The organism is Faecalibacterium sp. Marseille-Q4137 (assembly GCF_017377535.1).
GTDB lineage: Bacteria > Bacillota > Clostridia > Oscillospirales > Ruminococcaceae > Faecalibacterium > Faecalibacterium duncaniae.
This window is the reverse complement of record NZ_JAFREK010000019.1, coordinates 1-14,006: the sequence shown is the minus strand read 5'-3', so window position 1 is coordinate 14,006 and position 14,006 is coordinate 1. Positions and strand designations below refer to the sequence as shown.

The window sequence follows — 14,006 nt, the reverse complement described above, 5'->3', positions numbered from 1 at the left end:
CGTAGAAATGGGCTTATTCTTTCCGAGTGACCCGGTCATCCATGGTCAACGCGCCACTGGTCTGCCCCGGTATCAGGAGCTGCTGGAACGAGACTGGAAAAGCTTTCTCTTTGCGGATTTTGTCACCTTGGGTCTGTGCATCCCCTATGGGCTGGGGGTGGGGTACGCCCTGCTTTCTTCCAGTCTGCTGGTGCTGATCCCGGTCTGCGTGGTGGGCGGACTGCTGGTGGGGCCGGCCATTTCCTGCATGATGGACGCGCTGTTCCGCAGCTACCGGGATGCGCCCCGGGGCTGGTGGGAAAACTACTGCAAGGGCATGAAACAAAACTGGAAAGCATCCCTTCTGCCCGGTGTGGTGTTCAGTCTGGCACTTGGCATCGAGCTGTTTTTCGGCATGGTGCTGTTCTCCGGGGAGCGTCTGCCCGGTATCGGAACCATGGCTGTTTTTCTGGCCGGGCTGCTGATTCTGTTCATGCTGTTTACTGCGTTCTGGCCGCAGGTGGTATTGTTTGAAGAAAGCAACCTTCACCGCCTGCAAAATGCCGTGCTATTCTGCCTGAAATACGGCAAGCACGTTCTGGGTGCAGCCGTACTTCAGCTGGTATGGTGGCTGCTGTTTGTGTTGTTTTTGCCGTGGACGGGCTTTCTTGTGCCTTTCCTCGGTGTGTGGTTTATCTGGTTCGTCTGCTTCTTTTTGCTGTACAACGATTTCAATGCCGCCTATGGCATTGAAGAAAAGATCAGCCAGCAGTTCCCGGAGCAGACACCCCACTATGATGAATGATAAGGAGAGCAACCATGGACATTTTAACGATTGGCGAAGTTTTGATCGACCTGACCCAGACCGGCAAGGATGAAAAGGGCATTCCTCAGTTTGCCGCAAACCCCGGCGGTGCCCCGGCAAATCTGGCTGTGGCTGCCGCCCGGCTGGGCGCACAGACCGCCTTTATCGGCAAGGTGGGTGCGGATGCCTTTGGCCGCTACCTGAAAGAGGTTCTGGAAGAGAACAAGGTGGACGTTTCCGGCATGGCTGTGGATGCAGACCACCCCACCACCATGGCTGTTGTTTCGGTGGATGCCACCGGTGAGCGGGATTTCAGCTTCTACCGCAGTGCCAACGCTGACGTGATGCTGTGCAAAGAGGATATTTCGGACGAGGCTCTGAAAGCTGCCAAAATCGTCCACTTCGGTTCTGTCAGCCTGACCGCTGACCCCTCCCGTACCGCTACGCTGGACGCTGCCGCCCGTGCCAAAAAGCTGGGGGCTACCATCACCTATGACCCCAATTACCGTGCCAACCTCTGGAAGAACAAAGAGGATGCCATTGCCCAGATGAAGGCTCCCCTGCCGCTGGTGGATATTCTGAAAGTGTCTGATGAAGAGCTGCCCCTGCTCACCGGCACCACCGACTGCGAAAGCGGCACGGCACAACTGGCACAGAACGGCATCCGGCTGATTTTTGTCACCTTGGGTGCAAACGGCGTATTCTACCGCTTTGGGGACAAGACCGGCCATGTGGCTGGCGTCCCCTGCAAGGTGGGCGACACCAACGGCGCAGGCGATACCTTCTTTGGGGCTGCTCTGTCCAAGCTCTGCAAGGAGGATTTGAACACCCTGACCGTGGACAAGCTGGAAGGCATTCTGGCCTTTGCCAACAAGGCTGCCAGCATCACCACCAGCCGTCACGGTGCCATCCCCGCCATGCCCACCCTTGCAGAAGTGGAGGGCTGAACCATGGCAACAAAACAGGAATTTGAGTCCCGGTTTGCCAAGCACAAGGACGAACTGGAATGGCTGTTCATGGAACTGTACCACAACCGGGAAGGGCTGGAAGTTCTGGAGCGGGAGATGGCAGAAGCCTACAACGCCCGCAGTGCCGAGCTGAAAGCACTGGACAAGGCGCGCTCTGCCGACCCGGAGTGGTACAAGCGGGGCAATATGTTCGGCATGACCATGTACACCGACCTCTTTGCCGGAAATTTGAAAGAACTGGCAAAGAAACTGCCCTACCTCAAGGAGCAGAAGCTGACCTATCTGCACCTGATGCCCCTGCTGCAGATGCCCCATCCCCACAACGATGGCGGCTATGCAGTGGAGGATTTCGATACCGTAGACCCTGCCCTTGGCACCAACAAGGATCTGGAAAACCTGACCCGTGAACTGCGGAAAGCCGGCATCAGCCTGTGTCTGGATTTTGTCATGAACCACACCGCCAGCACCCACCGCTGGGCCATGGCGGCAAAGGCGGGCGACCCGTGGTTTCAGGCCTATTACCATCTCTATGACGACCGCACCATCCCCGACCAGTACGAGCAGACCGTGCCGCAGGTGTTCCCCAACACCGCACCCGGCAACTTTACATGGTGCGAAGAAATGCACAAGTGGGTGCTGACCACCTTCCACGACTACCAGTGGGACCTGAACTACGCCAACCCGGCGGTGTTCGTGGACATGACCAAGAGCATTCTGCACCTTGCAAACCTTGGCGTAGAGGTGTTCCGCATTGACGCCGTGCCCTACATCTGGAAGCAGCTGGGCACCACCTGCCGCAATCTGCCGCAGGTGCACACCATCGTGCGGATGCTCCGCATGGTGCTGGAATGCGTCTGCCCGGCGGTCATCCTCAAGGGCGAGGTAGTCATGGCTCCCAAGGAGCTTGCCGCCTATTTCGGCACCCCGGAAAAGCCGGAATGCCACATGCTCTACAACGTGTCCACCATGGTCAACCTGTGGGGTGCCCTTGCCAGCCGGGATACCCGGCTGCTGAAGGCGCAGCTGGATGCCCTGCACGCCCTGCCGGACAACTGCTGGTTCGTGAACTATCTGCGCTGCCACGATGACATCGGCTGGGGTCTGGACGAGGCGGTGGAAAAACGGCTGAGCATCGACCCGCAGAAGCATAAAGAATATCTCTACCACTTCTACGAGGGCAATTTCCCCGGCAGCTGGGCAAAGGGCGAGCTGTACAACTACGACCCCGCCACCGGCGATGCCCGGAGCTGCGGCACCACCGCCAGCCTGTGCGGTATCGAACAGGCACTGGAAAAGGACGATAAGACCGCACTGGACTACGCCGTGAAGCGTGATCTTCTGCTGCACACTGCCATGGCGTTTTTGCAGGGTTTCCCCATGCTGAACTGCGGGGATGAAATTGCACAGCTCAATGGCTGGGACTACAAAAACGACCCTGACCGTGTGGAGGACAGCCGCAACCTGCACCGCAGCAAATTCAACTGGGAAGATGCCAAGCAGCGCACCCGAAAGGGCACACTGCAAAACCAGCTGTGGCAGGGCATGGAGCAGCTGCGCCAAATGCGGGCAGACCCCTGCTTTGCCCCGGATGCGTGGGTGACCACATGGGACAGCCACAACCCCGGTGTGCTGGCGCTGGTGCGCAAGCGCGGCGAGGAAACGCTGGTGGGACTGTTCAACTTTACCGAGTACCCGGCGGGGGCAAGTCTGGACGCTCTGGGTGGCGAGTACCACACCCCGGAAGGCACTTCCGTCTGGCTGGCGGATGTGGAGCTGGAACCGTATCAGTCACTGCTGGTAAAAAACAAATAAGTAAAACGAGCCATCCGGCTCTCTCTTTTCGCCAAAGTTTTCAGAGCATTTTCTCGCAATCTGCCGAAAATGGCGTGTTCTCAAAAGTTCGCGTTTGCGAAGCGTAGCGCAGCAATGAAAGCCCCAGTGGGGCTTTTAAGCGACAGAACGGTCTTGCGTAGCAAGATGGAGGGGCCTTGCCCCGACAAGTTCACGTTGACACACTGCGATTTTTGTGGTAATCTATCCCAACAATTTAATATAACATATTTACTTAGAGTTTCAGCTCGGCTCCCGAAGGAGCCGGAGCAAGTTTTTAACTTTCTATCGCTACATAACGAACCCGAACCAAGGCCATCCCGGAAGGGATGGTCAGGTTCAGGTTGTTGTGTGGCGATTTTTTATTGCCAAATCCAGCACCGTACCTTGAAAATCGAAAGACCGTCTGCATGGGATACCCGGCGATGACCCCGCAAGGGAGAGCCAGAAAACGCCGCCGAGAGGGGGCAGGAAAGCCATGCAGGGAGAACGGTTAAACGTTGATTCCTCAGTTACCAGAAAACAATGTGGTCAAATTGACCACATTGTTTTTCTATAACGCCAGTGAAAGGAGGGTCATCTCCATGTATATGACAAACGAAAAATGGGAGCAGAACAATCAGGATTATTTGAAAGAATCGTATGAGGAAACGGGTTTTACCGCCGGAGGATACGCCGTCCGCAAACTTATCTGCGGCGGCTGCGGTCGGGTGTTCTACACCACCATCTACACCAAGAAAATACTGTCACAGCTACTGGTGCGGCAATCAGGCCAACAATCGGCGGCAGCGGGAATACCGCCAAATGCGCCGTCAGGATTTAGTATGCCAGTGCTGCGGTGAAAAATTCACACCCAAACGTGCAGATGCCCGCTATTGCAGCAATGCCTGTCGGCAAAAAGTCTATCGAAAACGTGTTACAGATGCTGCAAGTGTTCAAAATGAGCACTTGGTTAAGCGTAACGCATCTGCCAAATAAAACTCAGTCCCTCACAAATGGGGGAACAGAAATTCATCGACCTGTTACGGAAAACCAAGTGGTCAAAATGAGCACATCGTTTTTCCGTAACGCTTCAAGGTCTATTGAAAATCAGGTGCCGCCACCCGGCACTTGATTCTACCCGTAACAGAATCAGTGGGTCAAAATGGCCCACTGAAAAAGCCGGACGAGCTGTCCATTTGGGACAGCTTGCCCGGAGCAAGAGTGCAGAGGTGCGGGTCGCCAGTGACGACTTCAAAAGGCCGCAGGCATTTTGAAGCACCGACCGAGCCGACAGGCGAGACCGCAGCCCTGTGAAGGGAGTCAAGGGGGAACGCCTTGCCCAGTGATATGATGCTGTGCGTCATATCCTACTGGGTATTATCTGGCGCAAAACGGCGGCAGATCCAGCAGCTCCGCTGCTGCGCACTCTCCCGGCAAGCTGTTGAAATGAAAGAAGCTCCTGCTAAACCTTATACCAAAATCAGGAAAAAGTAATCAAAACGGGTTCACTTAGGGGGACAATAATAGGCCTACGAAGTCCACGACTTTTGCAATTTCAGGTGCTATGATAATTACAGAGATGCAGCATCTTAATGATTCCCCGCAAAGAAAGAATAGGGATGCAACAAGAAATGGGAACGATGCTTCCTACTTTCACCGAAAATTAGGAACTCTCAGTTCCTGTTCGATTCCAAGTTTCTCTGTTATACTTTTCTTGCAGAGCGAAAGCAAACTCTTCTAAGCGGAAAGCGACAAACGCCATGATCTCCCACTGAGGGAAGGAGCGATAGGTCACTTTCTTTGCAGTATGACAACCACATAAATCCTTTTTTGAAAGGACTACCTCTCGATTCCGAGAGAAGATTTCAAGACTTGATCTTGAAATGCATGACCCTTTGCTTGGAAGAATTGTATTACTCTTGTGATCTAATAGCATGAGTGACCGTACACAAAAATACAGGAAAAGAGGGATGTCTATCTGAAATTAACACGACACAATGGACGAGCCGGAACCCACGGCACCTATAACCCCAAGCACAATGACCGCAGTTTCAACCTTTCCAACAGCGAGCACATTGACCCGGAACGAGCTAAAGGTAACATCTACTGGGACTGCTATCGTGGCATCCGTTCTGCATCCGACAAGGATAGACAGACTGCTGCGTTCAGCGATGTGGAGAAGATGTTCTATGAAATCCACTACTCTCACTTTGTGGAGAACCAGAATGCTCGCAATGCAAAGATTCGTCATACCGAGCGCAACCGAACCATAGAGGACTTGCTTGCCGGAAAGAAAACCTGCCCGGAAGAAACCATCTACCAGTTCGGAACGTTGGACGAACACGCATCGGTGGAAGATCTGGTTTTAGTGGTGACAGAGTTTATGTCCGAATTTCATGAGCGCTTCGGCACTCATGTTCATCTGCTGGACTGGGCACTGCATCTGGACGAAAGCACTCCCCACATCCATGAGCGTCATGTGTTCGACTGCGAGAACAAGTACGGCGAGATCGCTCCACAGCAGGAAAAGGCGCTGGAAGCACTGGGGTTTGATCTGCCCAATCTGGACAAGCCCCTCAGCCGCCGAAACAACCGCAAGATCACCTTTGATGCCGCCTGCCGGAAGATGCTGTTTGAAATCGCCAAACGTCATGGGCTGGATCTGGAGGAAGAAGCGGAATACGGCAACCGCAAATATCTGGAAAAGCAGGATTTCATCCTTGCCAAACAGAAGGAGCAGCTTGCCGCCCAGCAGAACAGGCTGGACGAATTGACCCTCAAGGTCAACGACATGGAAACGCTGATCGATGAAGTTTCGGCAGCGGCCTACGACAAGGCGGTGGAGGTCGTGACCGATGTGGTGCGCACCGAGACCCGCAAGGAAGATATGCGGATGATCGAGGACACGAAGAAGTGGGTGCTGTCCCCGGAGCGCAAGGCTCCGCAGGCCACGAGAGAATATGCAGCCCATCGGTTGGATACCGTGCTGGACAAGTTCCTCAAGACTATGCAGACCACCGCTACACGTCTGCAAGAGAAGCTGCTGAAGCCGGAAGTTCGGCAGAAAGGCAAAGAACAGGTCAAGGAGAAAGCACGGGATTCCGTTCTGCAACTGCTGAACCGCTTGCAGGCGGAACAGACCCAGCGGAAGCCCGGAGAGCAGCATACTGCGGAGAAATCAGAAACACGAGGTGATGTTTATTGAGCAAAGAAGCCAACGAAGAACGCACTCCACGAACCGTTGGAGATGTGAAGGAAATGCTGGCAAAGCACTCTAACGGTGAAATCCAGCGGACGATCCAGAACTGCATCACGATTCTGCAGAATGACCATGTGCTTGCCGATGCCATCCGGCTGAACCTGTTGAGTGAGCGCATCGACATTGTAAAGCCTGTGGGCTGGCCCCGCTCCGGCAAGACGCTGAACGACACGGACATGAAATATATCCTGCGGAGGATGGAGAAGTACGGTATTTCCAGCGAGAAGAAAATCGAATCGGCCATCCGCATCGTTGCCAACGAGAACCGCTATCATCCCATCCGGGACTACCTGAACGGTTTGAAATGGGATGGAACAGAGCGAATTGCCCACGTCTTGCACCATTTCCTCGGTGCTGCGGAGGACGAGTACACTTGCGAGGCCATGAAGATCTTTCTGCTGGGAGCCATCAAGCGGGTGTTCCAGCCGGGATGTAAATTTGAAACCATGCTCTGTCTGGTGGGCGGGCAAGGTGCGGGAAAGTCCAGCTTTTTTCGGCTATTGGCGGTCAAGGACGAGTGGTTCTCGGACGACCTGCGGCGGCTGGACGACGACAACGTGTACCGCAAGCTGCAAGGTCACTGGATCATCGAAATGTCGGAGATGATTGCCACCGCCAATGCCAAGAGCATCGAGGAGATCAAGAGTTTTCTCAGCAAGCAGAAGGAAACCTATAAAGTTCCCTACGAGACACATCCTGCCGACCGTCTGCGCCAGTGCGTCTTTGCTGGCACGACCAATCGACAGGATTTTTTGCCCCGTGACCGCACGGGCAACCGCCGCTTTATCCCTGTCCCAGTGGATGCGGAACTGGCCGAAGTGCACATTCTGGACAATGAGGAGGAATCTCACACCTATATCGACCAGCTCTGGGCAGAAGCCATGACGATTTACAACAGCGGTAATTACAAGCTGGCGTTCAGCCCCGCCATGCAGGAAACGCTGCAAGCCCATCAGCAGGACTTCATGCAGGAGGATGCGCAGGCGGGCATGATCTATGCCTTTCTGGAGGACTACGCAGGTGACCGGGTGTGTTCCAAGCAGCTCTATGCGGAAGCACTGGGCAACACCAATATCCCGGCAGAGTGGGAGACCCGCACTATCTGCGAGATCATGAACACGGGAATTTCGCGCGGCGATATCCAAGGCTGGCAGGCGCACAAGACCGCCAAGCGTTACCCGAAGTACGGTGTTCAGAAAGGCTGGGAGCGCGTAACCAGCCCCGAAATCGGGGCTGAAGATTTCTCCGAAATAACGGATGCAGAAGCTAAGCAGCTGGGCTTTCCCTTCTGATGGACAGCGGTTACACGGTCGGTTACAGGTTTGGTTACGCTGCAGTTACATCGCAAAAACCGCATGATTGCTGCGTTTTCCGCTTTCTGTAACCATGTAACCTTAAAAAGATAAGAAAAAGTATAAAGCCGACCGGATGCCCTGTGTGCAGAAAAAGAGAGTTTTCCTGCCCGGTTACAGGCGTTCGGTTACAAGGAATTGGAGGTCTGCCTATGAAGGAAGTTCGCGTTTGCGAAGCAATGAAGTCCCCGGTGGAGACTTCAAGCGACGGAACGGTCTTGCATCAACAAGATGGAGGGACCAAGTCCCGACAAGTTCCGATTTGGGAAAAGAGCAATTTAACGCTGGAGGAAGCTGCGGCTTATTCCGGCATTGGCATCAACAAGCTGCGTTCATTATCGGATAAGGAGCATTGTCAGTTCGTGCTGTGGGTGGGTTCCAAGCGGCTCATCAAGCGGCGCAAGCTGGATGAATACACGGAGCGAATGTACTCGCTTTGAAAATGTCCCGGATATTTTTCAAAACGTCTTGCAGAGAATGGCGTATCTGTGGTACTATGAACACAGAACAACGCTCTTTTCTGTACCGCAATGTAGAAAGGAGCAACGCTCATGGCAACAAATCGGAATACGAAACGCAAGGACAAGGCGCGTGTGGTTCTCCGCAAGGGCGAATCCCAGCGCAAAGATGGCAAGTACGATTTCCGTTGGACTTCCCCGGATGGCAAGCGACATTCTATTTATGCCGCGACCTTGGAGGAACTTCGGGAAAAGGAAAACGACATTCAGCGAGATTCGCTGGAAGGCATCAAGGCAGAAGCACGGTACGTCACCCTGAATGATGTGTTCACCCTGTGGGCAAAGGTGAAGCGTGGTCTGAAGGACAACACCTTTCAGAATTATCTGTACCTTTATCGGCAGTTCGTGGAGCCGGATTTCGGCAAATCGAAGGTGTCTGCGCTCAAGAAGTCGGATGTTAAGCAGTTCTACAACACGCTGGCAGACGAGCGGGGCTTGCAGATCTCTACGATTGACAGTGTACACACGGTTCTGCATCAGGTGCTGGACATGGCGGTGGATGACTGCTATCTGCGGAGCAATCCCTCAGACAACGTTCTGCGGGAGCTGAAAAAGGCACACCAGTTTGAAACCAACCGCCGTAAGGCATTGACCGTAGCAGAGCAGAATCTGCTGCTGTCCTACCTCTCCAAAACGCCGAAGTATCAGCACTGGTATCCAATTTTCGCGGTCATGCTGGGAACTGGTTTGCGCGTAGGAGAAGCCACTGGTCTGCGCTGGTGTGATGTGGATTTTGAGGAAGGCACGATCTCCGTCAATCACACGCTGGTCAACTACGACCACCGTGAGAACAACGGCGGCAAGAAGGGCTGCTACTTCAACTGCCACTCGCCCAAAACGAAGGCTGGTGTCCGCACTGTTCCGATGATGGACTTCGTGAAAGAAGCCTTTGAAAAGGAACGTGCCTATCAGGAAGAAGCAGAGATCCATTGCACGGTAACGGTGGACGGTTACACGGACTTTATCTTTGTCAACCGCTTTGGTGAGTGCCAGCATCAGGGAACGCTGAACAAGGCCATCCGGCGCATCATCCGGGACTGCAACGATGAAGTGCTTGCGAAGAATCCGAACAGCAACGTACTCCTGCCGCGTTTCAGCTGCCATACCCTGCGGCATACCTTCACGACCCGGATGTGCGAAGCGGGCGTGAACATCAAGGTGATTCAGGATGCGCTGGGACATTCTGATATTTCCACAACCTTGAACATCTATGCAGATGTGACCAAGGAATTGCGTAAGTCTGAATTTGAAAATCTTGACCGTCAGTTCGCACAGTGGAAAGACCCTGAAGAATAAAATAAAGCATACGCCAAATACGCCATACGCCATTTACGCCAATTCATACGCCAAACGATACAGTTCGGATAAAGGCTTGTGTAGAGATGTAAATGGAATGGCAAAATTCAACCCTTGTGGTGTAGAGTAGTATCAAGAAATAAAGGCTTATAACCGTTCGTCGATGACATCCCCACGATGAAGCCCATCGACCAGTGAACTACAAGGAAATTGACATAGAAACGAAAGATTTGACTTCTGATTTTCTTGCAAAAACTGTGTCATCCCCGTTTTGACATCAATTTGACAGCAAAATCCTGAAGAATTACGTCCCGTTATGAAGCGTGACGGATTTCAGATAAAAACGCACAAGGCTTGAACAAAGCTATAAGAGCACTTCTTGGAACCATCCGAGAGGTGCTCTTTTCGTTTGCTCCTGCGGCCAACTTCTGTCAGACAGTCACAAAAAACGGAGGATAAAATTATGAAAACCGACTACAAGCCCATCAAACCCATGAAAGAAATTCCCGACCAGCTTCGCAAACTGCGCCGCCAATTCCTGCGCTACCAGCAAGCAGAAATCGTGTACAGCCTGTCCCATAAGAAGTTGCTGGAGCTCGCTAGCGATGCCGGGGCCATTTACCGCTTCGACAGCACGGTGCTTATCAACCGGGAGATTTTTGATGCCTATTTGGAACGCTTCCATGAACCTGCAAGAAAAATTGCCGTGGAGGAGGTCGAGGACAAGTGAGCGGCAGGGTGTGGATGTTCTCCGACCAGATCGACGATGAAGATATGGATTTTATGCGGCATGAGTTCGTGACTTATAGCATGGCAAGCGATTATTATGGGCTTGGACTGAAACCTGTCACCCGGATGGCACATGAATGTGGGGCTATCTATAAGATTGGCCGGAAGATTCTAATTCGGAGAAGCATTTTTGAAGAGTACCTGCGCCAGCAGAGAAAGATTTGAGGTGTGCAATGGAAAAGTCGAACACTAGATTGCATGATGAAAATAATGGGCTGGACTATGTGCTGGTCGGAGATTACTACTTTCCTGCCTTGATTTTGGCAGAGGATTCTCGCCCTGTTGGCCGCTGGGGTAGAATGCACAAACGGTATCTCAAAGAACATCATCCAGTACGGTATCAGGTTCTTCTGCTGTCCGGCAGGCTGAACACCTATCTGGCGGACACTGATACACAAGCAGAGGAACAGCTGGAGTTGCTTACCCAGCAGATGGCAGAACGTGAGGGCATGAACGAAGAATTGAAAGCCGCAAATCAAATGGAATGGGTGCGTAGGATGAACAGTATCCAGAACCGAGCGGAGGAAGTTATTAAGGCCGAATTGATCTTTGCATAATGTCCGGAGGGGCAGATGCCGTATAACTTGGTATCTGCCCCTCTTATGTTTACAAGCTGTCGTTATAAATTGATGTAAAGGCATAAATTTCAAAATATTTTGAATGCAAAATGGAATATATTTGCATTCTCATTGACGCTCTATTGTAAAAGCATTATAATTGTTACATAAAATTCACACAAACCACACCTGTACAATTGAGCAATAGGGAAAAGTTATGACGAATGGCATAGAAGCAACAGTTGCTCTTTGCAAATGCGGAAAAGTCCACAAAGCCTACGGTGTCCGCTTTGAAAAGGCTGGCAAAAAGCACTGGAAGTACACATGGGCGTTTCCTATCAAAGAATCAGCCGCAAAACATGAAGGCTACGATGAAACCACAATTATTGGTAAGATTGAGCCAACAGAAGATTATCCCGGATGTCCTTACTGTAAAGCAACTACCTTCGTAATATGCGGCACCTGTGGAAAATTGAATTGCTATAATGGTTCTAGGTTGTTCTCCTGTGGATGGTGCGGAGTACATGGTGTTGTCAGTTTGGGTTATGACGGCTCTGGCATCCGAAGCAGTGGAGATCGGTAAAAGATTATGAGTATCTTCAACAAGCAACAACAGAAACCCATGCCGACTTTCTCTGCCAGTCAGACGGTTCTTCCTTCTGCTGCAATCTCCCGGATTGAGAGTGGCAGTCTGGCAGAACTGAATGTGCCTAACTTGATGCTCAAAAAGGGTGAAAAATGCTGCTTTGTAGACAAGAGCTACGAAATGGTCGAGACAAGCACCACTCGAAATGTCCGAAAATCCGGCGGTACCAGTGTGCCAAGTGTCTTTTTCAAGGGCGTTCGATACCACATGGGCAGCAGTGAATCTATCCCGGTAACGGAAACCAAGGTCGACTACATACCGGGATACCTTTATATTACCAACAAGCGCATCATTTTCACCTCGCAGAAAGGCGGCCTAGAAAAAACCATTGGTTCACTTTCTGCATTTCATCCCTATTCCAATGCGATTGGGCTTCAATTTGGGCAAAAGGTCATAAACTTTATTCTGCCTCGTGCGGATTTGGCAGTACAAACGCTTCAAATTATGACGTAAATCATCGAAAGGGTATTGCAATATGGGAAATCTAAAAGTACATGATAAGCTGGATATTCAAGCTGGGGGACAGGCTGAGGTTCTGGATGAATTTGGTTCTGGTGGTCAGGGCACGGTCTACAAGGTATCGTACAACGGCAAAACCTATGCTCTGAAATGGTATCATCTGGGAGTTTTCAAGGGAAAGGAAAATGACTTCTATAAAAACCTCGAAAACAATATTAGCAATGGTGCGCCAACGGATGCTTTTCTCTGGCCAAAAGCCATTACCAAAGTTTATAACGACCAGTTTGGCTATCTGATGGATGTGCGCCCGTCTGGTTACGAAGAACTGACCAACTTTTTTGTGGGTGGCCGAAAGCAGAAACAGGCGCGTTTCAAAAGTTTCTACGCCCTCTGTACGGCAGCAATCAATATTATCGAAGCCTTCCGTGCTCTGCACAATAATGGCTACAGTTATCAGGATATCAACAACGGCAACTTCTTCATCAACCCGGAAAATGGCGATGTGCTGATTTGCGATAATGATAACGTCAGTCCGTTCGGAACCAATCTTGGCATTATGGGCAAGCAGCGCTGGATGGCTCCGGAAATTGTTATGGGAAAGAATGACCCCGACAAGAACAGCGACCGTTTTAGTCTGGCCGTAGTGCTGTTCCGGTTATTGTTCATCAACCACCCGTTGGAAGGCCGTTACAGCACCCCTCCCTGCATGACCAAAGAAGCCGAGCAAAAATATTATGGTAGTGCTCCAATTTTTGTCTATGACCCATCTACAACGGAAAACCGTCCGATTCCGGGAACTGACCATAATCTGAAACTGTTCTGGAATGTTTATCCGGACTATGTAAAAGAAGCGTTCATCCGTGCATTCAGTCATGATGTAATGATGAAGCAGAAGCCACGCATTCTGGAAAAAGAGTGGCTGGATATTTTTATCCGCCTGCGCACGGAAATTGGCCGCTGCCCACACTGTGATATGAACCCCAAAAGTTAGACAAAAATCAAATTAAGCGACCCCAACGGTCTGAATCATGTACTGTACAGGGCTCAGGCCGTTTAGTTTTAATTTGATTCGGCGATTGTTGTAATAGTCGATGTAATCGATAATGGCCTTTTCAAGCTGGTCAATGGAATCAAATTTTTCCAAATAGAACAGTTCTGTCTTGAGCAGTCCAAAGAAGTTCTCGGCAACCGCATTGTCCAGACAAGTGGCTTTCCGAGACATACTTTGCGTAATTCCTTTTGCTTTCAGTAGATTCTGGTAGGACTTCATCTGGTATTGCCAGCCCTGATCCGAATGCAGAATCAGATTGTCAACCTTGTCCGGCAGCTTTTGAAAAGCACCTTCCAGCATATCCGTGATCTGTTTGAAATTTGGATGGCGGCTCAGGTTATAGCTGACAACTTCGCCATTGAACAGATCGAGAATTGGAGACAGATAGAGTTTTTGGTCGTTCACTTTGAATTCAGTAACATCTGTGACCCATTTTCGATTTGGCTGGTTTGTCTTGAAGTGCCGTTCCAGCAAGTTTGGCGCAACTTCTCCGACTTCACCCTTGTAGGAGTTGT

Annotated in this window: 15 protein-coding genes; 14 read left to right on the top strand and 1 reads right to left on the bottom strand. The window is 51.4% G+C overall.

The window, feature by feature from the left end:
* Positions 1-7 precede the first annotated feature (7 nt).
* The 14 genes from J3353_RS09165 to J3353_RS09100 all read left to right on the top strand — a co-directional run bounded on the left by J3353_RS09165 (position 8) and on the right by J3353_RS09100 (position 13,431).
* Complete coding sequence (locus tag J3353_RS09165) at positions 8-784, top strand: hypothetical protein (RefSeq protein WP_112121391.1); 777 nt, start codon at positions 8-10, stop codon at positions 782-784.
* Between the two features lie 14 nt (positions 785-798).
* Complete coding sequence (locus tag J3353_RS09160) at positions 799-1,731, top strand: carbohydrate kinase (protein ID WP_112121392.1); 933 nt, start codon at positions 799-801, stop codon at positions 1,729-1,731.
* A 3-nt stretch (positions 1,732-1,734) separates the two neighbouring features.
* A complete protein-coding gene (locus J3353_RS09155) occupies positions 1,735-3,564 on the top strand; it encodes an amylosucrase (protein WP_207684707.1) in 1,830 nt (609 codons plus the stop codon).
* A 602-nt stretch (positions 3,565-4,166) separates the two neighbouring features.
* Entirely contained in the window at positions 4,167-4,424 is a 258-nt protein-coding gene (locus tag J3353_RS16320; RefSeq protein WP_242700914.1) for a hypothetical protein, read from the top strand.
* A 1,322-nt stretch (positions 4,425-5,746) separates the two neighbouring features.
* A complete protein-coding gene (locus tag J3353_RS09145) occupies positions 5,747-6,769 on the top strand; it encodes a hypothetical protein (protein WP_242700913.1) in 1,023 nt (340 codons plus the stop codon).
* Positions 6,770-6,822: 53 nt separating this feature from the next.
* The gene (locus J3353_RS09140) at positions 6,823-8,115 is read left to right on the top strand and encodes a virulence-associated E family protein (protein ID WP_242700915.1); all 1,293 of its coding nucleotides are present in this window, start codon (positions 6,823-6,825) and stop codon (positions 8,113-8,115) included.
* A gap of 278 nt (positions 8,116-8,393) precedes the next feature.
* Entirely contained in the window at positions 8,394-8,615 is a 222-nt protein-coding gene (locus J3353_RS09135; RefSeq protein ID WP_223452424.1) for an excisionase, read from the top strand.
* 111 nt (positions 8,616-8,726) lie between these two features.
* Positions 8,727-9,989 carry a tyrosine-type recombinase/integrase gene (locus J3353_RS09130; RefSeq protein ID WP_207684705.1) on the top strand — a complete coding sequence of 421 codons (1,263 nt, stop codon included), beginning with the start codon at positions 8,727-8,729 and terminating at the stop codon, positions 9,987-9,989.
* A 463-nt stretch (positions 9,990-10,452) separates the two neighbouring features.
* Positions 10,453-10,719, top strand: a complete 267-nt coding sequence (locus tag J3353_RS09125; protein WP_156072330.1) for a DUF6462 family protein — start codon at positions 10,453-10,455, stop codon at positions 10,717-10,719.
* Complete coding sequence (locus tag J3353_RS09120) at positions 10,716-10,943, top strand: excisionase (RefSeq protein WP_156072333.1); 228 nt, start codon at positions 10,716-10,718, stop codon at positions 10,941-10,943. Before J3353_RS09125 ends, J3353_RS09120 begins: the two co-directional genes overlap by 4 nt.
* A gap of 8 nt (positions 10,944-10,951) precedes the next feature.
* Positions 10,952-11,335: a TnpV protein gene (locus tag J3353_RS09115; protein WP_156072336.1), complete on the top strand. Its 384-nt coding sequence runs from the start codon at positions 10,952-10,954 to the stop codon at positions 11,333-11,335.
* Positions 11,336-11,552: 217 nt separating this feature from the next.
* Positions 11,553-11,918 (top strand): TerY-C metal binding domain-containing protein, encoded by a 366-nt coding sequence (locus J3353_RS09110; protein ID WP_156072339.1) that lies wholly within the window; start codon positions 11,553-11,555, stop codon positions 11,916-11,918.
* 6 nt (positions 11,919-11,924) lie between these two features.
* Positions 11,925-12,434: a hypothetical protein gene (locus tag J3353_RS09105; RefSeq protein ID WP_207684704.1), complete on the top strand. Its 510-nt coding sequence runs from the start codon at positions 11,925-11,927 to the stop codon at positions 12,432-12,434.
* 22 nt (positions 12,435-12,456) lie between these two features.
* On the top strand, positions 12,457-13,431 hold the full coding sequence (locus J3353_RS09100) for a serine/threonine-protein kinase (protein ID WP_156072345.1): 975 nt from the start codon (positions 12,457-12,459) through the stop codon (positions 13,429-13,431).
* 12 nt (positions 13,432-13,443) lie between these two features.
* Here J3353_RS09100 and J3353_RS09095 read toward each other — a convergent pair.
* Positions 13,444-14,006, bottom strand: a 563-nt coding sequence (locus J3353_RS09095) for an IS3 family transposase (RefSeq protein WP_207684703.1), incomplete at its 5' end; no start/stop codon positions are given.

What these genes read in the sequence shown, in the direction of transcription:
- J3353_RS09165 (WP_112121391.1), top strand. Translation starts at nt 8, where the DNA reads ATGGGCTTATTCTTTCCGAGTGACCCGGTCATCCATGGTCAACGCGCC.
- J3353_RS09160 (WP_112121392.1), top strand. Translation starts at nt 799, where the DNA reads ATGGACATTTTAACGATTGGCGAAGTTTTGATCGACCTGACCCAGACC.
- J3353_RS09155 (WP_207684707.1), top strand. Translation starts at nt 1,735, where the DNA reads ATGGCAACAAAACAGGAATTTGAGTCCCGGTTTGCCAAGCACAAGGAC.
- J3353_RS16320 (WP_242700914.1), top strand. Translation starts at nt 4,167, where the DNA reads ATGTATATGACAAACGAAAAATGGGAGCAGAACAATCAGGATTATTTG.
- J3353_RS09145 (WP_242700913.1), top strand. Translation starts at nt 5,747, where the DNA reads ATGTTCTATGAAATCCACTACTCTCACTTTGTGGAGAACCAGAATGCT.
- J3353_RS09140 (WP_242700915.1), top strand. Translation starts at nt 6,823, where the DNA reads ATGCTGGCAAAGCACTCTAACGGTGAAATCCAGCGGACGATCCAGAAC.
- J3353_RS09130 (WP_207684705.1), top strand. Translation starts at nt 8,727, where the DNA reads ATGGCAACAAATCGGAATACGAAACGCAAGGACAAGGCGCGTGTGGTT.
- J3353_RS09125 (WP_156072330.1), top strand. Translation starts at nt 10,453, where the DNA reads ATGAAAACCGACTACAAGCCCATCAAACCCATGAAAGAAATTCCCGAC.
- J3353_RS09115 (WP_156072336.1), top strand. Translation starts at nt 10,952, where the DNA reads ATGGAAAAGTCGAACACTAGATTGCATGATGAAAATAATGGGCTGGAC.
- J3353_RS09110 (WP_156072339.1), top strand. Translation starts at nt 11,553, where the DNA reads ATGACGAATGGCATAGAAGCAACAGTTGCTCTTTGCAAATGCGGAAAA.
- J3353_RS09105 (WP_207684704.1), top strand. Translation starts at nt 11,925, where the DNA reads ATGAGTATCTTCAACAAGCAACAACAGAAACCCATGCCGACTTTCTCT.
- J3353_RS09100 (WP_156072345.1), top strand. Translation starts at nt 12,457, where the DNA reads ATGGGAAATCTAAAAGTACATGATAAGCTGGATATTCAAGCTGGGGGA.